This window comes from uncultured Altererythrobacter sp. (assembly GCF_913057185.1).
GTDB lineage: Bacteria > Pseudomonadota > Alphaproteobacteria > Sphingomonadales > Sphingomonadaceae > Erythrobacter > Erythrobacter rubellus.
The window spans coordinates 741,961-764,849 of record NZ_CAJXNK010000001.1; the positions used below are offsets into that span (position 1 = coordinate 741,961).

The following is a 22,889-nucleotide window of genomic DNA, read 5'->3' on the forward strand; positions in this document are numbered from 1 at the left end:
GGGCTATGCGCTCAGCGCGACTTCATATTTCGCCGTTGTCTGGGCGGCGATATCATCTTCCGTCACACCCGGTGCCAGCTCGATCAGGCGGAACGGGCTTTCGTGATCCTTGCGGTGAAATACACCCAGATTGGTGATGATCATGTCGACCACATTGGTGCCTGTCAGCGGCAAGATGCATTCGGGAATGAACTTTGGCTCGCCCGCCTTGCTGGCGTGATCCATCACCACGATGATCTTCTTCACGCCAGCAACAAGGTCCATCGCGCCGCCCATGCCCTTGATCATCTTGCCCGGGATCATCCAGTTGGCGATGTCACCGTTTTCGGCAACTTCCATCGCGCCCAGCACAGTCAGGTCGATATGCCCGCCGCGGATCATGGCAAAGCTGGTTGCGCTGTCGAAATAAGCGCTGTGCGGCAGCTCGCTGATGGTTTGCTTGCCAGCGTTGATCAGATCCGGATCGACTTCGTCGTCATAGGGGAATGGGCCGATGCCCAGCATGCCGTTTTCGCTTTGCAGCGTGACATGCATGCCATCGGGAATATGGTTGGCAACCAGCGTCGGGATACCAATGCCAAGGTTGACGTAATAACCGTCTTCCAGCTCTTGCGCCGCACGCGCGGCCATCTGGTTGCGGTCCCAGCCTTTTGCTTCAGCGCTCATCATTCGGCCTCCGTCTCGGCAAGGTCAGCAGGAACCGGCAGCTTGTCATTAGCGGCCTGCCACAGGATCGAGAAAACCTTCCAGCCATTTTCGGTTTTTACCAGCTGGAAGCTGTTGATGCCGGTCACGAAGACAGGGCCATCCGCACTACTGGTGCGGCCTTCATAGGCGGACCAGACTTGGGCGAGATTGCCATAGACTTCCATCCGGTTGCCAGTTTCGATCTCGAAGAACCCTTGGCTCATCAGAAACTCCTCTGACCGCGCAACATAGCCATCCACGTCATACGAGCTGTGGCCGTCGGTCCCGATTGGCGTGAGACGCGCATCTTCGGTCATCAGAGCTCGCATCTTGTCCCAGTCGCGCGCCGCGCCGACCGGGCCTGAGATCACATCATAGACGCCATCAATAGTGGTTTGAATGGCGGCTTGTTCATTGACCACGAGCTCTACTCCTTCGGGATGACTTGCGAATGCCGGGTAGGCGGGTATGGCAGCGAGCGCGAGCGCAACTGCGAATGCGATCGGATTCATACGGCTTCTCTTTCGCGCACCGTACGGAACTCGATCTTCTTGTCGTATGGCGCGCCCACAATCATGCGGTTCACGAAGACACCGGGCAAATGGATGCAATCCGGGTCTAGCTCGCCGACGGGCACGATCTCCTCGACTTCGACGACGCAGACTTTGCCGCATGTCGCCGCGGGCTGATTGAAATTGCGTGCGGTCTTCCGGAACATCAGATTGCCGGTCTCATCCGCTTTCCACGCTTTGATGATCGACAAATCGGCAAAAATTCCGTGTTCCAAGACGTAGGTTTCGCCGTTGAAGTCTTTGTGTTCCTTGCCTTCGGCGACCTGTGTTCCAACCCCGGTCTTGGTGTAGAATCCGGGGATGCCTGCGCCGCCGGCGCGCATGCGTTCGGCCAGGGTACCTTGCGGGCAGAATTCAACCTCCAGTTCGCCGGACAGGAACTGGCGCTCGAACTCCTTGTTCTCGCCCACGTAGGAACTGATCATCTTCCTGACTTGCTTGGTGCGCAACAGCTTGCCGATCCCCTCGTTATCGATTCCGGCATTGTTGCTTGCAAAGGTCAGGCCCGAGACGCCACTGTCACGGATCGCGTCAAGAAACCGCTCTGGAATTCCACAAAGGCCAAAGCCTCCGGCGGCGATCAACATGTTATCTGATAGCAGCCCTTCCAGGGCGGCCGCGGCATCGGGAAAAATCTTTTGCATCAATGACTCGGAGGAGTTCGTATGAAGAGGGTTACGTAGCGGCAGCGCTTAGCGTCTTGAAAGCCGGCTGTCATCCGCTCTCTTGATCGAAAACCGTCGCGCCTTGGTCGGTGCGGGATTGCGAAATCGCTTGAATGGTACACTCCTGCGCTTGCAACCAAGGGGTAGTGAAATGCGAAGAAAATCAATGCTGGCTGCATTGGCCAGTGTCGTAATTGCTTGGGGCACGCCAGCATTGGCCGATCCGGCAAGCGATGCAGTGGCAGACCAAAGCCGAAGCGAAGCAGATCGGGCGCTGGATGAAGGGCGCAACCCGGTTGAAGTTTTGCGTTTCTCAGGACCAAAAGAAGGCGATGTTATTGCCGATTTCATGGCCGGAGATGGCTACTACAGTGCATTGCTAGCAGAAATTGTAGGCCCAAGGGGCGCTGTCTATGCGCTCAATCCTGCTGCATTCCACAACCCGGAAATCTGGGAAGCGAGAACTGATAAGCATAGCAATATCCGGCCAATCGGAACTCGCAATCGTGCCATGGTTTTGGCGCCCGATAGTGTCCACATGATCTTCACCAATCAGACCTTTCATGACATCTACTGGACATCCGAGCGCTTCCAGATGGAGCGGATCGACGAACGCGCGATGCTTGCCAACTGGTTTGCGGCGTTGAAGCCGGGAGGGCACGTAATTGTAATCGATCATGTCGGACAGTCCGGGGATACCCGGGAAGTGGTGGATGCGGTCCACCGGATTGATCCCGCCACAGTGCTCGCGGCAATGCAGGCGGCAGGGTTTGTGCTTGTCGGCCAGTCGGATATGTTGCGCCGCAGCGATGACGAGATGACGAAATCCATCTTCGATGAGAGTGTGCGCGGCAAAACCGACCGCTTTATGATGAAATTTCAGAAACCTACGGAGTGATAGCGCTAAGGTTGTTGCGCATTTTGCAACACAGGATGTTCTTTTCGCACTTGCGAAAAACAATGCTGCACTGCAAATAGTCGGTGCCTTTTAGGCATCCTCTCCCAAAGACTTTCAAGCCCGGTCATTATTGACCGGGCTTTTTTCTTGCCTGGCCTGCATTGCTTCGCGAAGGGAGTGAGGTGAAGGAAGTCGCGAATGTCGACTTTGACGAAACGCTGAAGGACTCACGCGCAACCGTCACGCCGCGGATGGAAGCCGAGTATCGCAAGATGAGCGGCGAGCTGAAGAAACGTGCGCACGAAGTTCAGCAGATCGGCTTTGTACACGAGGGGATGCTTGAATCGACCCGGGTCGCGAAGCATGGCAGCTCGCCTGAAGAGAGCGGGATCGAATAAGAACTCTTGCGTTTACGGCTCGCCCGCCTTCGGGTGGCCGTTGGGGACTTCGAGCCGGTGGCGGATCAGCGCATCGGGCTGGTTCTCGCGCAGCCATCTGAGCATGTGTTCGCGAAGGTCACAACGCAGCTGCCAAAGTTCGCCTATTGTGCTGGCGCTCACTGACAAACGCAGCTCGACACTTTCGGGATAAGCCTCAGTCATGAGAAGCGCCATATTGCGTCCGTCATAAAGCTCATGCGCCCGGACGAAGCGCTCAAACTCGGCGCGAATCGGCGTCACATCGGCGATTGGATCAAGGTGCAGCATGACAGGACCGGAAAGCTTTTCGTTCTCGCGCGACCAGTTTTCAAAACTTGCGTCCAGGAAGCGCGACGTGGGCACAATGATCACCCGCTCGTCCCATGTGCGGACAGTGATGAAGCTCATCCTGATCTCTTCGACGCGCCCTACTTCACCGTCGACTTTGACAAGATCGCCGAGCCTAAGTGGCTCGGTCAATGCGATCTGAAGGCCAGCGATCAGTGACTTGAGTGCGGGTTGAGCTGCTGCACCGATGGCCAGAGCAGCGAGACCTGCAGAAGCCAGCATTGTCGTGCCGATTGCTCGCACCGATGGGATAGTAAACAGCATCAGGCCAACGGTAATGACGATTATCCCGAACGTCAGAACGCGCGAAAGCACAGCTAGGCGGGTCCGCCGGCTGCGCATTGCAACAGGATCATCGCTGATCTCGATTCGCGCTTCGATGGCGGCGGTGAAGCCCTTCACTGCGTTATAGGCAATCCAGCCGAGCAGAGCGGGTCGAAGGAACTGAGCCAGCGGTTCCCACAGCAATCCCAGCGACGCATCATATTGCGCCGCGAGTGTGACGGCGATGGCGATAAAGGACCATTTGATCGGCGCACGGATGCGGCCGACTATCTCGTCATCGACATTTGTCTCCGAAACGCGGGTTACGCGGCTGACAAGGTGGAATGCTGCGCGGTAAATCAAATAGGCAATAACGACCGCGACCGCGACAATCAGCGCGGATACGGTGATGTCATAAGCCAGAGCATTCAAATCGATGCGCCAGCTAGCTGGATTGATTTGGTCAAACATTGCGAGCGGCGTATGTGCTGAATTGGCATTTTGCAACACATGCCGGAAATGGCTCAGTTGTGCCGGTCAATGTGCAGCATCCCAGCTGATGCCTGTTCCGATCTCAATGCCCAGCGGCACATCCAGTTCTACGGCAGGCCCAGCAGCTTCGGCCATGACCCGTTCGATAATGGGTGAGGCCGCAGCGACGTCGCCTTCGGGCAGTTCGAACACAAGCTCGTCATGCACTTGCAACAGCATGCGCACGTGGCCGAGACCGGCGTCTTCCAGCGCGGGCATCATGCGGACCATGGCACGCTTGATGATATCCGCGCTGGTCCCTTGAATCGGCGCATTGATCGCGGCGCGTTCGCTGCCCTGGCGTTCTGCAACGTTCTTGGAGTTGATCCTTGGGAACCAGGTTTTGCGACCGAACAGTGTTTCGGAATAGCCGCGCTCGCGAACCGTCTCCAGTGTCTCGTGAATGTATCGCTGGATGCCGGGAAACCGCTGGAAATAGGTGTCGATCATCGCTTGCGCCTCATCCGGCTCTACCTCCAGCCGCCCGGCCAGCCCCCAACGCGAAATGCCATAGAGTATGGCGAAATTGATCGTCTTGGCCTGCGCCCGCGTATCGCGGTTGACTTCACCGAACATCTCTTTGGCTGTTCGCGCGTGAATGTCTTCGCCTTGCGCGAAGGCCTCTTTCAACGTCGGGACGTCGGCCATATGCGCAGCTAACCGCAATTCGATCTGGCTATAGTCAGCGGCCAGCAAGACGTTGCCTTCATCTGGGACAAAGGCTTCTCGGATCTGGCGCCCGATTGGCGTCCGGATCGGGATGTTTTGCAGATTGGGGTCAGTTGATGACAGCCGGCCAGTTTGCGCGCCGACCAGCGAATAGCTGGTATGCACACGGCCCGTGTCGGGATTGATCGCTTCTTGCAGAGCGTCGGTGTAGGTCGATTTCAGCTTCGCAAGCTGACGCCATTCGAGGACTTTCTTCGCGATTTCCGCGCCTTCGCCGGCGAGTTTTTCCAGCACGCTGTGGTCGGTTGAATACTGCCCGCTCTTGCCTTTCTTGCCGCCTTTGAACCCGAGCTTGTCGAACAGAATGTCACCCAGTTGCTTGGGGCTTCCGACCGTGAATTCCTGTCCCGCTATGCCGTGAATTTCCCCTTCGAGCCGAGCTGTCTCCTTGGCGAATTCTTCTGAAAGTCTGGAAAGGCGTGCCCGGTCTACCTTGATGCCGTGACGCTCCATTTGGGCCACTACAGGAATGAGAGGGCGGTCGACCCGCTCATAGATGCGCGTGCCACTTTCATCAGCTAGCCTTGGTTTCATGTGACGATGCAAACGCCAGGTTACGTCGGCGTCCTCGGCGGCATATTCGGTAGCGCGATCGAGATCCACTTCCCCGAAAGGAATCGCTTTCTTTCCCGTCCCGCAGACTTCCTTGAAGGACAGCGGAGTGTGGCCCAGATGACGGTCAGACAATTCGTCCATGCCGTGCCCGCCCATGCCGACTTCACCGCGACCGGCATCAAGCGTGAAGCTGATGATCATTGTGTCATCAACAGGCGCCACATCGATGCCATACCGCGAAAGCACGTTGATATCGTATTTGATGTTTTGACCGATCTTGATGACCGAATCGTCTTCCAGCAGCGGCTTGAGAGCGGCCACCGCCTGGTCACGATCAATCTGCTCGGGCCTTTCGGCGAACATATCATTGCCGCCATGTGCAAGCGGTATGTAGCATGCGTTATTCGGGCCTAGCGCGAGGCTTACGCCGACCAGCTCTGCGCGCATTGCATCCAGGCTACTGGTCTCGGTGTCGACGGCAACGAGGCGTGCGGCGGTTGCGCGTGTGATCCACGCCTCAAGACGCTCCATGGTCTGGACTGTCTCGTAAGAGCCGCGATCCACAGCCGGCATCTCTGGCAGCGGTTGCCGGCTGCCCTGTGCCGAAGCAACGGCGCCTTCAGTTTCCTGTTTTGCAGGGTTCAGATTGTTGGGCCGCTCCGGGCTTCCCTTCCCAGAATCCAACCGCCGCAAAAGCGAACTGAACCCATGCTTTTCCAAGAACGCTGCCAATGGTTCGGGAGGCACGCCATCGAGTTTGAACTCATCGAGCGGTTGCGGAAGATCGCAATCCTCCTTGAGAGTGACCAAGACCCGGCTCATCTCCGCGTCTTGTCTGCTTTCCAGCAGCCGCTCTTTCAGTTTTGACTTCTTCATCTCCGGCGCAAAATCCAGCGCTGCGGTTAGCGAGCCGTGCTCTGCGATCAGCTTGCTTGCTGTCTTGGGACCAATTCCATAGATCCCGGGAATATTGTCGACACTGTCGCCCATCAGCGCCAGCACATCACCCACCAGCTCGGGTTTCACCCCAAACTTCGCCTCTACTTCTTCGATGTAGATCCGCTGGCTCTTCATCGTATCGAGCATATCGATGCGCGCCGGCCCATTCGGACCTTCTCTCTCGCCAACAAGCTGCATCAGATCTTTGTCTGAAGACACGATTGTAACGTCCCAGCCCTGCGCTTGCGCGGCACGGGCATAGGTTGCAATCAGATCATCTGCTTCCAGACCCTGCTCTTCGATGCAAGGGAGACTAAACGCGCGGGTCGCATCGCGGATCAGTGGAAATTGTGGCACCAAATCTTCCGGTGGAGGGGGGCGATTGGCCTTGTATTCGGGAAAAATATCGTTGCGGAAAGACTTCCCCGAAGCGTCGAGAATCACCGCAAGATGGGTTGGACCATCTGCTTCATCAAGGTCAGTGGCCAGCTTCCAGAGCATCGTGGTGTAGCCATAGACTGCGCCTACCGGTGTGCCTTCGGGATCGGTGAGCGGCGGAAGCCTATGATAGGCGCGAAAAATGTATGACGATCCGTCGACGAGATAAAGATGCTGATGCTCGGCCATATGTGCTTGCTAGCAGCGCTTTGCCCCGCGTGTAAGCCGTCATTCTGGCGATTTTCCCACACGTTGCGCGGGGAATGAGGTGAACGACCAACGGTGAAGAATAAGGCGGAAAAGAGGCGAGAACGTGTGGTTTCGCTTGCATTGCCACATTCCAGCCATTATTTAGCTAGTCGAAGCGATGCGAGAAGCTCGCTTTGGCAGACCCAGATCGGATCTGCCTTACACACTTGCTGATCGAGGATTTATATTATGCGTAAGATCGTACTTGCTGCTGCTGTTGCAGCTTCTGCTCTTGGCCTGGCTGCTTGCTCGGAAACTGCTGATTCGGCTGCTGAAACTGCAGACGCAATGGCTGCAGACGCTGAAGCAAACACCGACGCAATGGTTGAAGCTACAGACGAAGCTGCTGGTGAAGCTGCTGACGCAACTGCAGAAGCAGTAGACGGCGCTGTTGAAGCTGCTGAAGAAGCTGCTGCTGAAGTTGCTGAGTAATTTCAGCTCAAATCGATTTTTCGATTGAAATAGGGGCGGTGCCAGCGATGGTGCCGCCCTTTTTCTATGCTGCGGCTTAAGCACCGCGAAATAGGTAAGAGGAATCAGCCGCCGGGACGGGCCGTACTGGTCCAGACCCGAGGGCTCGCCACGCCGGCTTTCTCTGCGAAGCCATCATAAAGTGCACGCGCAATCGAAGCGATCCGGGCTTCGCGAGCGCCCCGCGCGCCTTGACCGGTCACATAAATCGCAACAGCAATCGCATGTCCGTTCGGGCCTTCAAGAATTCCGATATCGCTGGACGTGTTGTTGAGCGAACCGGTCTTGTGCATCACTTGGACATAGTCCGGCATTTCGGCCGGAATCCGGCGCGTTCCCGTGCGGGTTTTTGCCATAGCGTCAAGGATCACTTGCCGGCTTTGGGCGGACAGGAACTTACCCTGATAGAGGCCTTGTAAAAGCTCTACCATGGCCTTGGGCGTGGCGGCATCGCGTGTGTCGATGTGTGCGGATGGATCGTACTCTCCATCATCGCGCACTAGAGTTGCGATATCTCGATTAATACTGAATTCTTTTATGCCTTGGCGACGCATCCAGTCGTTCACGGCTGCGGGTCCGCCAACCACACGCAGGAGCGCGTCAGTCGCGGGATTGCTCGATCGAGATATCATGATCTCGATCAGCTCACTGGCCGGCATATAATTGCCTTCGCGAACCGGTGCGGCTCGCGAAGAAAACTTCGCTGAACGGACCGGGATCAACAGTGGAAACTCGCTTGTCAGCGAATACCGGCCTTGTTCAACCAGCTCCAGATAGGCAGCAGCCACGGCAATTTTACTGGTCGAAGCCAGCGGGAACAACTGATCGCCAAGTACCGCAATCTCTTCACCAGTGTTAAGATTTATGGCAGCAACACCGATGCGGCCGCGGCTGCCGTCTGCCAGTTGCGCGATCCGCCGCTCGAAAGATGTCTCGTAGACGGCTTCGAAGCTCTCTGGTGCCCTGACCTCTGTGCCAAAGGTACTGTCGAAAGCGGCTTCGAGGTCGTTTGACTGCGCCAGAACTGGGCTTGCGACAAACGCAATTGCGCCCAAGGCGGCGATCAGCGATTTTCCCAAAAACTGTTCCATACTCGGTGAACTATCCTGTTTTGTGTTGTTGGGAGATTAACAGACCGGGATTCGCCTAGGCAAGCATTGAAGCAATTCGGGGCGACCGGATGTTCCGGAGATGCGACCGGATTCCTGCAAAATGTAAGGAACCACTGGGCTATGCATGTCGTTTGCAGAGTGACGCCAATCGTTTGCATAGATATTGGCGCATTTGCGCAGGGCCGGGGTCTAGCGGGTTTGCGGGGTTGGCCATATTCTGGCTTTGAGTGCGGGCATGCTGTGGCGGCATGCTTGATATTTGAGAGAATTGGGGTTTTGCATGAATATTGATCGCGTCAGCCTGTCATCGGCAGGTATGAAGGCTGCTGTTGCCGCGCTGATGGTAAGCAGTTCCACCGCTGCATTTGCGCAAGGTGTTCCAATCGTGAAGCCGGGTGCGCCCGGTGAACGGAACACCGTTCTGACAGTCGAACAGGCAAGCCAGCTTGCCGGTGCGACCTATACGCCTGCCGATGTCGATTTCATGCAGGGCATGATCGTCCACCACCAGCAAGCTGTTGAGATGGCCGCGCTGGTTGATGGCCGTACCAATAATGAAGATATCGTCGCGCTCGCCGGCCGGATCAATGCGAGCCAGAAGGACGAGATTGATTTCATGGCCGGCTGGCTTACCGACCGCGGCGAGCCTGTGGCTATGCAGATGGCGCATCATGGTGGCGATCATTCAATGCATCATGGGCACCACGAGATGATGGGCATGGCAACGCCGGCTCAAATGGCAGAGCTCGCCGCGTCTAGCGGCACGGCTTTTGACCGCCTGTTTTTGCAACTCATGATCCGTCATCATGCTGGAGCAATTGATATGGTCGATGATCTGCACAGCCAGCCAGGTGCTGCTTATGAGCCTGTGATGTTTGAGTTCACAAACGATGTTGCGGGCGATCAGAAGACTGAAGTCGAACGGATGAACGAATTGCTTGCCGGGCTGTCAGATGATCCGCGTGCCACGCTGGCTGCAGGTTTCCGTGACGCAGGTGAAGCGATCAGCAATCTGCGCTTGGTCACTGCAATGCCGAAGCCAGCTGGATTCTTTGATCCTGCAAATCCGGCTGGTCTTCAGCCGCGCATCGAAGATGATGATGAAGAGGATGCAAACCAAGACAGTGCGGACGATGGTGAAGAGGCGGAACCCCGCTTCAGTAGTCGTTCTTCGCCACTGGATTTTGCAAACACCGATATCGCGTTTTCCGGTAATATGATGGTCGCGGGCAATTATCACGGCTTCAACGCTTATGAATTGGGCGAAGATGGCGTTCCAACGCTGGTCAGTTCGATTGTGTGCCCGGGCGGACAAGGTGACGTTTCCATCGTCGGCGACATTCTCGTGATGAGTGTCCAGGACAGCCGCGCACGGCTCGATTGCGGGCTCGAAGGGGTTCAGGGCGATGTCAATGAAGAACGCTTCCGTGGTGTTCGCGTTTTCGACATTTCCGATATTCGCAATCCTGTGCAAGTCGGGCAGGTGCAGACCTGCCGCGGCTCGCACACGCACTCGATTGTCGATGCCAATGATGAACGCATAGTGCTCTATAACTCGGGCACCTCTTATGTTCGCGACGATGAAGAGCTGGAGGGTTGCTTCAACAGTGCTGGCGATGAAACTGCGCTGTTCAGCATTGACGTGATCGAGATCCCGCTCGCTGATCCGTCTGCTGCTCGCATCACGTCAAGCCCTCGCGTATTTGCAAAGGGTGGTAATATTGCGGGCCTGTGGCGTGGCGGTGACCATGGCGATGGAACGCAGGAAACCAGTGATACGAACCAGTGCCATGACATCACTGTTTTCCCGTCGTTGAACCTCGCGGCTGGTGCGTGTTCAGGCAATGGGATCATCATGGATATATCCGATCCATACAATCCGCAGCGTTTCGACGATGTCACTGACACTGGCTTCGCCTATTGGCACTCGGCCACATTCAACAATGATGGTACCAAGGTGCTGTTCACGGATGAATGGGGTGGCGGTGGCCGCCCGCGCTGCCAGGCTGGTGACCCGATGAACTGGGGCGCCAACGCAATCTATGAAGTGGTAAATGGCAAGCTAGAGTTCCGCAGCAATTACAAGCTGCCTGCACCACAAAGCAGCAAGGAAAACTGCGTCGCTCATAACGGCTCGATTATCCCGGTGCCTGGGCGCGATATCTTCGTTCAGGCTTGGTATCAGGGCGGCATTTCAGTGATTGATTTCACGGACGCAAAGAACCCGAAAGAGATCGCCTTTTTTGATCGTGGACCAATCGACAACGACCAGTTGATAACGGGGGGCTATTGGTCGGCCTATTGGTACAATGGCCGTATCTATGCGACCGAGATTACTCGCGGACTTGACGTCTTTGCGCTTGAGCCGAGTGAATTCCTGACGGCAGAGGAAATTGCTGCAGCCGAAGCCGCACAATATCCGGGTGATGTGTTCAATCCGCAAACGCAGACGCAGGTAACCTGGTCTGACGAGGTGCTCGAAATGGTCGAGGCTAGCCGTAAGGGCGGTTGATCTGTTTGTTCAATGACTGGTTTGAGAAGGGCCGGGGCTTTCCGGCCCTTTTTCTTGCCCGCTGACAGGTCAGGCTGCGTCGATTGCGGCTTCGATCTTATCGATCGGCAGACCAGTCAATGTCTTGTCGATTTCGCCGGCAAGTTTGCTGCGAAGCTCTGTATGATAATGCTGGCGCATTTCACCAAGGGTCTTTGGGTCAGCAATTACCAGCACCTCTTCAATCTGCCCGCCGATGGCTTTCTGATTGAGCCATTCGGCAGCCGCGGCACCGTGAGCCAGTTCATCAAGCTGCGTTCGCCCTAACATCTACCCCAGTTGATCCTGATGCCGCACACCCGCGCTGAAATTGGTCGCCTTCAAATCGGGCGTTTCGACCAACGAAAAACCCCGCGGGACGAAAGTCCCACGGGGCTCTTCTTTTTCAGCTTTTGAAGCGTGTGGGTTGGCTTAGAAGCCGCCCATTCCGCCCATTCCGCCCATGCCGCCCATGCCGCCCATATCGGGCATGCCGCCGCCAGCCTTGTCTTCCGGAGCGTCAGTGATCGCCGCTTCGGTGGTGATCAACAGGCCAGCAACCGATGCCGCGTCCTGCAGCGCTGTGCGGACAACCTTGGTAGGGTCAATCACGCCAGCTTCCACCAGGTTTTCATAGGTGTCTGTCGCTGCGTTAAAGCCCTGCTTTTCGTCATCTTCGCGCAGCAGATTGCCAGAGATCACTGCGCCATCATGGCCAGCATTCTGAGCGATCTGGCGAACCGGAGCGAGGATAGCCTTGCGCACAATGTCTATACCGCGGGTCTGGTCATCATTCGCGCCCTTCAGCCCAGCAAGAGCCTTGGTTGCGTAAAGCAGAGCTGTACCGCCGCCAGGGACGATGCCTTCTTCAACCGCAGCACGGGTAGCGTGCAGCGCGTCATCAACGCGGTCCTTACGCTCCTTAACTTCGACTTCCGAAGCGCCGCCAACCTTGATCACAGCTACGCCGCCAGCAAGCTTTGCAAGACGCTCTTGCAGCTTCTCTTTGTCGTAATCGCTTGTGGTGGTTTCGATCTGCGCACGAATTTGTTCGACGCGAGACTTGATGTCAGCTTCGCTGCCGGCACCGTCAACAATCGTGGTGTTGTCCTTGTCGATAGTGACGCGCTTGGCTTCACCCAGCATGCCGAGCGTGACGTTCTCGAGCTTGATGCCGAGGTCTTCGCTGACCATTTCGCCCTTGGTGAGGATCGAAATGTCCTGCAGCATCGCCTTGCGGCGATCACCGAAGCCCGGTGCCTTGACCGCAGCCACTTTCAGGCCACCGCGCAGCTTGTTGACAACGAGTGTCGCCAGCGCTTCGCCCTCGATGTCTTCTGCGATAATCAGCAGCGGACGGCCAGACTGGACAGCCGCTTCGAGGATCGGAAGCATCGCCTGCAAGTTCGAAAGCTTCTTCTCGTGGATCAGGATGTATGGGTTGTCGAGTTCAACCGTCATTTTGTCCGGGTTAGTGATGAAGTACGGGCTGAGGTAGCCGCGGTCGAACTGCATGCCTTCAACAACATCGAGTTCAAACTCGAGGCCCTTGGCTTCTTCAACGGTGATGACGCCTTCTTTGCCGACCTTTTCCATCGCTTCAGCGATTTTCTCGCCAACTTCGCGGTCGCCATTGGCAGAGATAATGCCGACTTGAGCGATTTCAGATGAGCCAGCGACATCCTTTGAACGGCCGACGAGGTCTGCGACCACTTTCTCGACTGCGAGGTCGATGCCGCGCTTCAGATCCATCGGGTTCATACCCGCGGCGACGGCTGTCATGCCTTCGCGAATGATTGCCTGGCCCAGAACCGTTGCAGTCGTTGTGCCGTCACCAGCAAGATCGTTCGTCTTCGACGCAACTTCCTTGAGCATCTGAGCGCCCATGTTCTCGAACTTGTCTTTGAGTTCGATTTCCTTGGCGACAGTCACACCGTCCTTTGTGATGCGCGGTGCACCAAAGCTCTTGTCGATCACGACGTTGCGACCTTTCGGGCCAAGCGTGACTTTCACAGCGTTTGCGAGCGTATCTACGCCCTTGAGGATGCCTTCGCGGGCATCACGGCCGAACTTTACGTCCTTAGCAGCCATAGTTGTTTCTCCTGGTATTCAAATGAAAGAGGGAAAAGCGTGTGGGTGTCCGGCTGATCAGCCGATGATCCCCATAATGTCGCTTTCCTTCATGATCAGCAGGTCTTCACCGTCGAGTTTGACTTCGGTGCCGGACCATTTGCCGAACAGGATGCGGTCGCCAGCTTTGACGTCCAGTGCAACACGGTTACCTGAATCGTCACGGGTGCCTTCGCCAACGGAGACGATTTCGCCTTCGCTTGGCTTTTCCTGAGCGCTGTCTGGGATAATGATGCCGCCAGCGGTTTTCTGGTCGGCTTCGATGCGACGGACCAATACACGGTCGTGCAGCGGACGAAATGCCATGGTAATGACCTTTCTTGCTTGGGTTGATAATCACGAATTGGCACTCTCCTTGTGAGAGTGCCAGCGAGGGGGTAAATGGGTGCGCCAGCTGCATGAGTCAACAGCTTGCCCAACAAATTTTTTCAGAATTTTCGGTCGTTCAGGCCGATCGAAGCGTCAGCCTGATCCGTTCGCGCAACATCCAGCGCCAGGTAAGCAGGACCGCTGCGAACGCTAGGCCCGTTGCCAGCCCGATCCATAGGCCAACACCGGCAAGATTTGTGAAGGAACCAAGCACGAAGGCAAGGCCAAATCCAGGCACCCAATAGCTGAATATTGCAATCCACATCGGCACGCGAGTGTCCTGCAGGCCTCGCAATGCTCCAGCAGCAACCGCTTGCAGGCCATCGACCAATTGGAAAGCTGCTGCGAGCACCAAATACTGCAGCGCAAACCCGACCAGCGCTGCATTCTTGGGGTCATCTATGTCGACATAGATGCGCAGCAGCGGCTCGGGAATGAAAACCATTGCCAAAGCGGTGAACGCCATAAAGCCGGTTCCGATTGTCAACGCGACCCAGCCAGCCAGCTTGATCCCGTCCTTGTCTCTTGCGCCATAGGCATATCCCACCCGAATGGTTGCGGCCTGTCCCACGCCGAACGGAACCTGGAATGCCAGTGCGGCGATATTGAGCGCGACGATATGACCGGCCAGCTCGGCCGCACCAATTCGGCCCATCAAGAATGCGGCGGCACTGAAAACGCCTGCTTCCGCCGCAACGGTCAACGCAATCGGTGTGCCGATGCGCACGATCCGCCAGAAACGTTTCCAGTCGGGGCGCCAGAAGCGGTGGAAGATGCGATAGCGCGCCAGCTTAGGGAAGATGAGGATCACCAAGATGTACGCACCCAGGGTAATCAAGGTCGTGATGATCGTAGCGACCGCCGCACCGGTCAGCCCCATCTCTGGTGCACCGAGGTTGCCGAAAATGAAGGCGTAGTTGGCTATGGCGTTCACAGGAATACCAAGCGCAGTGATCGCCGTTGCAAACACAGGCCAGCCGAGCGCCGATACATAGTTGCGCAAGACTGACGCGAGCAGCATCGGCATAAGCGAGAATACGACCAAGGAGTTGTACTCAAGCGCGAGCGCGATGATACTTGGGTCTTGGCCGGTTACGCGCATGACGGGGCCAAGCAGCGACGCAAGGCCCATGCCTAATATCCCTGTGACGAGCGCTACCCAAAGGGCCATGCGAGTGGCGCGGCGTACTGGTCCTAGCGAACGGTCTTTCGCGCCAATAGCTTCGGCAATCAGTGGTGCAACCGCACCTGAAAGCGACGCCAAGGACCATACGATCAGCCCGAATAAGCCCGCAACAAGGCCAGATGCCGCAAGCGGTGCTTCACCTAGCCGCGCGATAAAAATGACATCCACCATGTAGATGCCCATTTGCATAAGATTGGCGAGCACCAGCGGCCATGCGAGCTTGAACGTCTCGCCGGTTTCCTTGCGCCATGAGGGCGTATCAAGATGCTCTGTCTCACGCATGAAGCCGGATCGGATATATGCGTGGGCGCGTCTGTCAAAGCTTGTTGTAGCAGCCGGCGAAACTTAGCGCGCGTGCTGCGGCATAGCGGTTACACCGCCATCAAAGATCAGGAAGTCCGCAGGCAGATCGAAATCGAACTAGCGGAAGATCATTTGGTTCGATGGCGCTTTCAATTTGCCTAGAATGCGAAGGCGCACTAGCCTGCCACTCACAAGGGTCGCGCTCTGAGAGGAATCCGTTTGATGACGAGCCTGCCGACACGTTCACGCATCTATTAAAATCATTATCTGGATTCGACGCGGTGGAATTGGTTCACTCCGCGTGATGACGATATCGTGGTCGCAACGTCGTATAAGGCCGGAACGACCTTGATGCAGACAATTGTCGGCAACCTCCTTTTTCCGGACGGTGATTTGCCCGGGCCCGCTTCGTTCATCTCCCCTTGGCTTGATTTCCGGCCTATTCCTCTGGAAATGGTGTTCGGTCAACTCGAAGCGCAAGAACACCGCCGCTATATCAAGACACACACTCCGCTAGACGGGCTTCCGTATTTCCCCGAAGCGAAGTACCTGTGCGTGAGCCGCGATCCCCGCGATGTATTCATGTCCCTGCTCAACCATTGGGGAAGCCATACTTAAGAGTTCTCTGCCGCTGCAAACGGTCTGCCGGGCCGCGTCGGAGACGAGTTTCCCAGGTTCACCGGTCAGACGAAGCAGATCTGGCGGGATTGGATCACGCAAAGCTGGTTTGATTGGGAAATTGGCGGTTACCCCTATTGGTCGCATCTCAGTTATGCGCAAACCTTCTGGAATTTCTGGCACTTGCCCAACATCAAGCTCGTCCATTTCAACGATCTTCTAAGCGATCTGGACGGCCAGATGCGGGATATCGCCGATTTCCTTAATATCGAGGTGCCCGATGAATTGTGGGCGGATGTCGTGAAGCGCTGCACATTTGCTGAGGTCAAGAAAGACCCGTCGAAAGTGGTCCGAGAGAACATCTGCTTTGCTTTTAAGGGCGGGGCAGACACGTTCATTCACAAAGGCAACAACGGGCGCTGGCAAGGCGTGCTGGATGAAGAAGATCTAGCTCTATACGAAGCGGCAATGCGCAAGCTTCCTGCAGATTATGCGCAGTGGCTGGAAAACGGCGGCCCTGTAAGAATGCAGGGATAGTCGCACTAAACCGAGTGTCGTCATCTGGGTCGCTAAGAGACACCGAGAAAAAGGGCGGCACCTTGCGGTACCGCCCCTCCATCTGCGGGCGCTTCAAGACACCCACAAAACTTAAGATCAAGATTGCTTGAGCGAGCCCAAGCAGTCCTGCAAACTCAATTACTTGAGTTCGACAGTACCGCCAGCTGCTTCGATCTTGCCTTTGATTTCTTCGGCTTCAGCCTTGTTGACGCCTTCTTTGAGAGGCTTAGGAGCGCCCTCAACGAGACCCTTGGCTTCGGTGAGGCCCAAGCCGGTGATGGCGCGGACTTCTTTGATGACCTGGATCTTCTTGCCACCGTCGCCGGTGAGAATGACGTCGAATTCGTCTTTTTCTTCAGCAGCAGCGCCGGCATCGCCGCCGCCAGCAGGTGCAGCAACAGCGACAGCAGCAGCGGCGCTAACGCCCCATGCTTCTTCAAGTGCAGTTGCGAGTTCTGCTGCCTCAAGGACAGTCAGCTTCGAAAGTTCTTCAACAAGCTTGGCAATATCAGCCATGATGTCTTACTCCAATTGTGCGGGGCGGCCTATCCAGGTCACACCCCCAAAACGTGGTTCAAAATCGCGTTTGCGAAAGCGTCTCTTAAGCAGCGTCCTTGGCGCCGTAGGCACCGAAGACACGAGCAAGCTTGGCAGCCGGTGCGTTAACGACCTGAGCAACCTTGGTTGCAGGTGCGTTGACGAGGCCAACAAGTTTGCCGCGCAGTTCGTCGAGGCTTGGCATCGAGGCGAGCGCCCTGACACCTGCTTCGTCGAGAACCTGCGTGCCCATCGATCCACCAACGATTTCCAGCTTGTCGTTCGACTTTGCGAAATCGACAACAGCCTTGGCGGCTGCGACCGGATCAGTTGACCAGGCCAGTGCAGTCGGTCCGGTGAGAAACTCATCGAGACCGGCGTAATCGGTGTCTTTCAGGGCGAGCTTGGCGAGACGGTTCTTCGCAACCTTAAAGGACGCACCAGCTTCACGCATCTTCCCGCGCAGTTCAGTGGACTGATCCACCGACAGGCCAAGATTGCGGGTGACAACCACCACGCCAACCTCGTTGAAGACCGAGTTAAGCTGAGCGACCGCGTCGGCTTTTTGCGAACGATCCATGCCATACTCCTTCACTATGATCGCCGTTGCACGAATGCTCCGGCGACCGGCTCAAATTAGCCCCGAGGCTCATGCCCCGAAGCGAGTCCGTTGATGGGGAAGGAGTGCCTGCGAAACAGGCGAAAGCAATGCACATTGCATCGCGAGAAATCTCGTTTCCCCGTCTAGGCTGGAAATTAAGAAGGCCCGATTGCCTTCACCAACTGTCTCGGACGGATGACCGCTCGAAAGCAGTCGGATAGCTCAATTAGCGGGATTGGGTTCAGAGTCAAGCCAAATGCCCCCATCGGGCTGGATTGGCGGGTCAACGAATGGCATCTCGTACTTGCGTCATTTGTCGTTTAGCACCTGCCTATGCCGCATCATCAAACCGCGCCTGTCCATCAAGCCGGTTCCTACCGGGCCTGGGACATGTCTGGCCCGGATCAGATTGCCGACCTTGCCTGGTATTGCCGGGTTGAGCATGGCCAGCCTGAAGTGCACCGGTTACTGCCCTTTTGTGAGCCATCGCTGGTCATTCGCCGCCGGTTTGATCGCGAGGGACGTGCGCTGGATTGCCGCTTGCTGATCAGCCCGGCAATCCCAGATGGCGGTCGAATCAAAGCTAAGACTGGTGGTAAATTGACCCGAAATCAGGGTTCCGGATGCGCCTGATAATTACCGCCGCAATATAGCCATTTGACAGGCGTGCACTCCATTCCTATGTAGCCATTTGACATCAGCTTCGAGCAAGTCCGTTTCATGCGCGGGATTCGGTCTTAAGGATGGAAGCGATGGGTTCCATATTCGCGACGAACGATTGTGCTGCAGCAGCGCGCCGGAGAAGGCGTGCCTTTCGCTGCGGCCTTTTCTTGTGTCGTGACCCGGAGTCAAATTTCGCGTGACCGTTTGAGTTCACGAATAGTTAGCCAGCACCTGGCTGATGCATAAATCAAGAGGCACACCTCTCCATGGCGACTAAGGCAAAGGCCCCAAAGGCGTCGGGTACAGCAAAGAAGCGTATCCGTAAGATTTTCGGCGACATCCATGAAGTAGTCGATATGCCGAACCTGATCGAGGTTCAGCGCGAAAGCTACGAACAGTTCCTTCGTTCGAACAAGGAAATCGACTATGTTTCCGGTCTGGAAAAGACGCTGCGCAGCGTTTTCCCGATCCGTGATTTTGCCGGCACGGCCGAGCTCGATTTCGTTCACTACGTGTTGGAAGAGCCAAAGCACGACACCACAGAGTGCAAGCAGCGCGGAATTACCTATGCTGCGCCGATGAAGGTGACGCTGCGCCTGATCGTGTTCGAAGTCGACCAGGAAACCGAAACCCGCTCCGTCCTCGATATCAAGGAACAGGATGTTTACATGGGCGATATGCCGCTCATGACCGGGAACGGCACATTCATCATCAATGGCACAGAACGTGTTATCGTGTCGCAGATGCACCGTTCGCCAGGTGTGCTGTTTGACCATGACCGCGGCAAAACTCACAGCTCGGGCAAGCTTCTGTTTGCAGCGCGCGTTATTCCATATCGCGGCAGCTGGCTGGATTTTGAATTCGACGCCAAGGACATCGTGAACGTCCGCATCGACCGCAAGCGCAAGCTGCCTGTAACGGCGCTGCTCTACGCGCTTGGCATGGATAGCGAAGAAATCCTCGACCACTTCTATGACAAGGTCACGTGGAAGCGTGCCTCTGGCAAGAAGGGCGAAGGCTGGACTATCCCGTTCGTAGCGGAGCAATGGCGCGGTCAAAAGCCCGCGTTTGCTCTGGTCGACGCCAAGACCGGCGAAGAAATCTTCCCGGCCGGCCATAAGATCAGCCCGCGCGCAGCGAACAAGGCGGAAAAAGACGGCTTGAAAGAGCTGCTGCTTCCAACCGAAGAGATCGTAAGCCGTTATGCATCGGTCGACATGATCGATGAGAAGACCGGCCGCATCTATGTCGAAGCGGGTGATGAACTCACGCTGGAGCATGTCGAAGCGCTCGATAACGCTGGCATCGACCAGATCAATCTGTTGGACATTGACGAGATCAATACCGGTCCGTGGATCCGCAACACGCTGAAAGTCGACAAGGCTGAAAACCGTGAAGAAGGCCTTGAGGCCATCTACAAGGTTATGCGTCCGGGCGAACCGCCTACACTCGAAACCGCTGAAGCCCTGTTCGAAGGCCTGTTCTTCGACAGCGAGCGCTACGACCTTTCTGCGGTTGGCCGTGTAAAGCTCAACATGCGTTTGGATCTCGATGCAGAAGACACAGTCACCACGCTGCGCAAGGAAGACATTCTTGCTGTGGTTAAGGAACTGGTCGGCCTGAAAGACGGCAAGGGCGATATCGATGACATCGATAACCTTGGCAACCGCCGTGTTCGCTCTGTGGGTGAGCTGCTGGAAAACCAGTACCGCGTCGGCCTGTTGCGCATGGAGCGCGCGGTCAAGGAACGTATGAGCAGCGTCGATGTGTCGACAGTGATGCCCAATGATCTGATCAACGCGAAGCCGGCTGTGGCCGCTGTGCGTGAATTCTTCGGGTCTTCGCAGCTCTCGCAGTTCATGGACCAGACCAACCCGCTGTCCGAAGTCACCCACAAGCGCCGCGTATCGGCGCTTGGCCCGGGCGGTCTGACACGCGAACGCGCAGGATTTGAAGTCCGCGACGTTCACCCGACCCACTATGGTCGTATCTGCCCGATTGAAACGCCTGAAGGCCCGAACATCGGTCTGATCAACTCGCTGGCATCCTTCAGCCGCGTGAACAAATACGGCTTTATCGAAACGCCATACCGGACTGTTGCTGATGGCAAGGTCACCAGCGAAGTGATCTATCTGTCCGCGATGGAAGAGCAGCGTCACACTGTTGCGCAGGCTTCGGCCGAGCTCAACGAAGACGGCAGCTTTGCGGAAGAATTCGTCTCTGCACGTCAGAATGGCGATTACTTCATGGCGCCGCGTGAGCAGATCACGTTGATGGACGTTTCGCCCAAGCAGCTCGTTTCGGTTGCAGCCTCGCTGATCCCGTTCCTAGAGAACGATGACGCGAACCGCGCCTTGATGGGATCAAACATGCAACGTCAGGCTGTGCCGCTGGTCAAGGCGGAAGCGCCTTGGGTTGGCACCGGCATGGAAGAGACCGTGGCGCGGGATTCGGGCGCTGCGATCACTGCCAGCCGCGGCGGTGTCGTTGACCAGGTTGATGCGACCCGTATCGTGATCCGCGCGATCGGCGATGTAGAGCCAGGCCAGTCAGGCGTGGACATCTATTCGCTTCAGAAGTTCCAGCGTTCGAACCAGAACACCTGCATCAACCAGCGTCCGCTGGTGAAGGTGGGCGACGTGATCGAGCAAGGTGACATCATCGCTGACGGTCCGTCGACCGATCTGGGCGAACTGGCACTGGGCAAGAACAGCCTGGTCGCCTTCATGCCGTGGAACGGATACAACTACGAAGACTCGATCCTGATCAGCGAGCGCATCGTGAAAGACGATGTGTTCACTTCGATCCATATCGATGAATTCGAAGTGATGGCACGTGACACCAAACTTGGTCCGGAAGACATCACACGCGATATTCCGAACGTCGGTGAAGAAGCTCTCCGCAATCTGGACGAAGCAGGTATCGTATATATCGGTGCGCAAGTGCATCCGGGCGATATTCTGGTCGGCAAGATTACTCCGAAGGGCGAAAGCCCGATGACGCCGGAAGAAAAGCTTCTGCGCGCTATCTTCGGAGAGAAAGCTTCGGATGTTCGCGATACGTCGCTGCGTCTGCCGCCGGGTGTTGCGGGCACGATCGTTGAAGTGCGTGTGTTCAACCGTCACGGTATCGAGATCGATGACCGTACACGGGCGATCCAGCATGAAGAGATCGAGCGCCTGCGCAAGGACAGCCAGGACGAGCGCGCGATCCTGAACCGTGCAACCTACAACCGCCTGAAGGACATGCTGATCGGTCAAACCGCTTCTGCAGCACCGAAGGCTGTGAAGAAGGGCGAGAAGATCACCGAAGAGATGCTGGAAGGTGTTGAACGTTTCGAGTGGTTCAAGTTCGCTGTTGCGAATGACAAGCGCCAGACGCAAATCGAAGCGGTGAAGAGCCAGTACGACGAAGCCGTCGCTGTGATCGATGCCAAATTCGAAGACCGTAAGGAAAAGCTGGAGCGCGGTGACGAGCTGGCACCAGGTGTTCTCAAGATGGTCAAGGTCTTCGTGGCTGTGAAGCGCAAGCTGCAGCCGGGCGACAAGATGGCCGGGCGTCATGGTAACAAGGGTGTGATTTCGCGCATTCTGCCGATCGAAGACATGCCGTTCCTTGAGGATGGTACTCCGGTCGACATCGTGCTTAACCCGCTGGGCGTGCCTTCGCGTATGAACGTAGGTCAGATCTTTGAAACGCACCTTGGCTTCGCAGCGCGCGGGCTGGGCATGCAGATCGCTGAAGATCTTGAACAGTGGAAGCTGGACAACCCGAACGCGGCGGAAGACTATAAGAAAGCCAAGCCGCCTACAGCGGTCATTGACCGTCTGAAGAATGTCTATGGTAAGCAGTATCACGATGAAATCGATGCCCGCAGCACCGAGGAAATCGTCGAGCTTGCCGGCAATCTGACTGCGGGTGTCCCGATGGGCACACCGGTGTTTGACGGCGCGCGTGAAGGCGATGTGACGACCGAGCTTGAGAAAGCCGGCATTCACAGCTCTGGCCAGTCGGTTCTCCATGATGGCCGCACAGGTGACGCATTTGACCGTAAGGTGACAGTGGGCATCATCTACATGCTCAAGCTGCACCACCTGGTTGATGACAAGATCCACGCACGTTCGATCGGTCCGTACTCGCTCGTCACGCAGCAGCCGCTGGGTGGTAAGGCGCAGTTCGGTGGCCAGCGCTTTGGTGAGATGGAAGTCTGGGCACTGCAGGCATATGGCGCTGCTTACACCCTGCAGGAAATGCTCACTGTCAAGTCTGACGACGTGGTTGGCCGTTCGAAGGTTTACGAGGCGATCGTCAAGGGTGACGATACCTTCGAAGCGGGCATTCCAGAGAGCTTCAACGTTCTCGTGAAGGAAATGCGCAGCCTTGGCCTCAATGTCGAACTGAAGTCGCTGAGCGATGGCGAAGACGAGGACGAATGGCCGGAGGCGGCGGAATAAGGGGGCGAGGCTTCTGGCCTCTCCCTTCAACCGCCCCGAAGAATCCACCCGTAAGGGAATGTG

At 56.5% G+C, this 22,889-nt stretch carries 18 protein-coding genes and 1 pseudogene; 7 read left to right on the forward strand and 12 right to left on the reverse strand.

The window, feature by feature from the left end; translation table 11 throughout:
• Window positions 1-3: 3 nt before the first annotated feature.
• The 3 genes from QZ487_RS03735 to QZ487_RS03745 are packed head-to-tail and all read right to left on the reverse strand — an operon-like array spanning window position 4 to window position 1,903.
• Window positions 4-666: a 3-oxoacid CoA-transferase subunit B gene (locus tag QZ487_RS03735; RefSeq protein WP_296024108.1), complete on the reverse strand. Its 663-nt coding sequence runs from the start codon at window positions 664-666 to the stop codon at window positions 4-6.
• Window positions 666-1,199, reverse strand: coding sequence for a nuclear transport factor 2 family protein (locus QZ487_RS03740; RefSeq protein WP_296023367.1), 534 nt, complete (start codon window positions 1,197-1,199; stop codon window positions 666-668). The genes QZ487_RS03735 and QZ487_RS03740 overlap by 1 nt, the downstream gene beginning before the upstream one ends.
• Complete coding sequence (locus QZ487_RS03745) at window positions 1,196-1,903, reverse strand: CoA transferase subunit A (protein ID WP_296023368.1); 708 nt, start codon at window positions 1,901-1,903, stop codon at window positions 1,196-1,198. Before QZ487_RS03745 ends, QZ487_RS03740 begins: the two co-directional genes overlap by 4 nt.
• A 172-nt stretch (window positions 1,904-2,075) precedes the next feature.
• Between QZ487_RS03745 and QZ487_RS03750 the strand changes: the two genes are divergently transcribed.
• Together QZ487_RS03750 and QZ487_RS03755 are read left to right on the forward strand one after the other, a co-directional pair.
• Window positions 2,076-2,822 (forward strand): methyltransferase, encoded by a 747-nt coding sequence (locus QZ487_RS03750; RefSeq protein WP_296023369.1) that lies wholly within the window; start codon window positions 2,076-2,078, stop codon window positions 2,820-2,822.
• A gap of 182 nt (window positions 2,823-3,004) precedes the next feature.
• Window positions 3,005-3,220 carry a hypothetical protein gene (locus QZ487_RS03755; protein ID WP_367114428.1) on the forward strand — a complete coding sequence of 72 codons (216 nt, stop codon included), beginning with the start codon at window positions 3,005-3,007 and terminating at the stop codon, window positions 3,218-3,220.
• A 12-nt stretch (window positions 3,221-3,232) separates the two neighbouring features.
• Here QZ487_RS03755 and QZ487_RS03760 read toward each other — a convergent pair whose 3' ends face one another.
• Window positions 3,233-4,324 carry a mechanosensitive ion channel domain-containing protein gene (locus tag QZ487_RS03760; protein ID WP_296023370.1) on the reverse strand — a complete coding sequence of 364 codons (1,092 nt, stop codon included), beginning with the start codon at window positions 4,322-4,324 and terminating at the stop codon, window positions 3,233-3,235.
• 66 nt (window positions 4,325-4,390) lie between these two features.
• Window positions 4,391-7,234: a DNA polymerase I gene (gene polA, locus QZ487_RS03765; protein ID WP_296023371.1), complete on the reverse strand. Its 2,844-nt coding sequence runs from the start codon at window positions 7,232-7,234 to the stop codon at window positions 4,391-4,393.
• A 249-nt stretch (window positions 7,235-7,483) separates the two neighbouring features.
• Here polA and QZ487_RS03770 point away from each other — a divergent pair, with 249 nt between their 5' ends.
• Window positions 7,484-7,726, forward strand: coding sequence for a hypothetical protein (locus QZ487_RS03770; protein WP_285976451.1), 243 nt, complete (start codon window positions 7,484-7,486; stop codon window positions 7,724-7,726).
• A 104-nt stretch (window positions 7,727-7,830) separates the two neighbouring features.
• On the opposite strand, the gene QZ487_RS03775 is transcribed toward QZ487_RS03770, so the two are convergent.
• Window positions 7,831-8,856, reverse strand: coding sequence for a serine hydrolase (locus QZ487_RS03775; RefSeq protein WP_296023372.1), 1,026 nt, complete (start codon window positions 8,854-8,856; stop codon window positions 7,831-7,833).
• A 301-nt stretch (window positions 8,857-9,157) separates the two neighbouring features.
• Between QZ487_RS03775 and QZ487_RS03780 the strand changes: the two genes are divergently transcribed.
• Window positions 9,158-11,389, forward strand: coding sequence for a DUF305 domain-containing protein (locus tag QZ487_RS03780; protein ID WP_296023373.1), 2,232 nt, complete (start codon window positions 9,158-9,160; stop codon window positions 11,387-11,389).
• A gap of 69 nt (window positions 11,390-11,458) precedes the next feature.
• On the opposite strand, the gene QZ487_RS03785 is transcribed toward QZ487_RS03780, so the two are convergent.
• The 4 genes from QZ487_RS03785 to QZ487_RS03800 all read right to left on the reverse strand — a co-directional run bounded on the left by QZ487_RS03785 (window position 11,459) and on the right by QZ487_RS03800 (window position 15,374).
• Window positions 11,459-11,698, reverse strand: a complete 240-nt coding sequence (locus tag QZ487_RS03785; protein WP_285976454.1) for a host attachment protein — start codon at window positions 11,696-11,698, stop codon at window positions 11,459-11,461.
• A 141-nt stretch (window positions 11,699-11,839) separates the two neighbouring features.
• Window positions 11,840-13,498, reverse strand: a complete 1,659-nt coding sequence (gene groL / locus QZ487_RS03790; protein ID WP_285976455.1) for a chaperonin GroEL — start codon at window positions 13,496-13,498, stop codon at window positions 11,840-11,842.
• Window positions 13,499-13,555: 57 nt separating this feature from the next.
• A complete protein-coding gene (groES, locus tag QZ487_RS03795) occupies window positions 13,556-13,843 on the reverse strand; it encodes a co-chaperone GroES (protein WP_285976456.1) in 288 nt (95 codons plus the stop codon).
• 139 nt (window positions 13,844-13,982) lie between these two features.
• Complete coding sequence (locus QZ487_RS03800; protein WP_296023375.1) at window positions 13,983-15,374, reverse strand: MATE family efflux transporter; 1,392 nt, start codon at window positions 15,372-15,374, stop codon at window positions 13,983-13,985.
• A 336-nt stretch (window positions 15,375-15,710) separates the two neighbouring features.
• Here QZ487_RS03800 and QZ487_RS03805 point away from each other — a divergent pair.
• Window positions 15,711-16,550: pseudogene (locus QZ487_RS03805) on the forward strand (sulfotransferase domain-containing protein).
• A 159-nt stretch (window positions 16,551-16,709) separates the two neighbouring features.
• Here the strand turns inward: QZ487_RS03805 and rplL are convergent.
• Together rplL and rplJ are read right to left on the reverse strand one after the other, a co-directional pair.
• On the reverse strand, window positions 16,710-17,087 hold the full coding sequence (gene rplL, locus QZ487_RS03810; RefSeq protein WP_067597473.1) for a 50S ribosomal protein L7/L12: 378 nt from the start codon (window positions 17,085-17,087) through the stop codon (window positions 16,710-16,712).
• A gap of 85 nt (window positions 17,088-17,172) precedes the next feature.
• Entirely contained in the window at window positions 17,173-17,688 is a 516-nt protein-coding gene (gene rplJ, locus QZ487_RS03815; RefSeq protein WP_296023376.1) for a 50S ribosomal protein L10, read from the reverse strand.
• A gap of 354 nt (window positions 17,689-18,042) precedes the next feature.
• Between rplJ and QZ487_RS03820 the strand changes: the two genes are divergently transcribed.
• Together QZ487_RS03820 and rpoB are read left to right on the forward strand one after the other, a co-directional pair.
• The gene (locus QZ487_RS03820) at window positions 18,043-18,342 is read left to right on the forward strand and encodes a hypothetical protein (protein ID WP_285976459.1); all 300 of its coding nucleotides are present in this window, start codon (window positions 18,043-18,045) and stop codon (window positions 18,340-18,342) included.
• A gap of 296 nt (window positions 18,343-18,638) precedes the next feature.
• On the forward strand, window positions 18,639-22,826 hold the full coding sequence (rpoB, locus tag QZ487_RS03825; protein WP_296023378.1) for a DNA-directed RNA polymerase subunit beta: 4,188 nt from the start codon (window positions 18,639-18,641) through the stop codon (window positions 22,824-22,826).
• The last annotated feature ends 63 nt before the right edge of the window (window positions 22,827-22,889 follow it).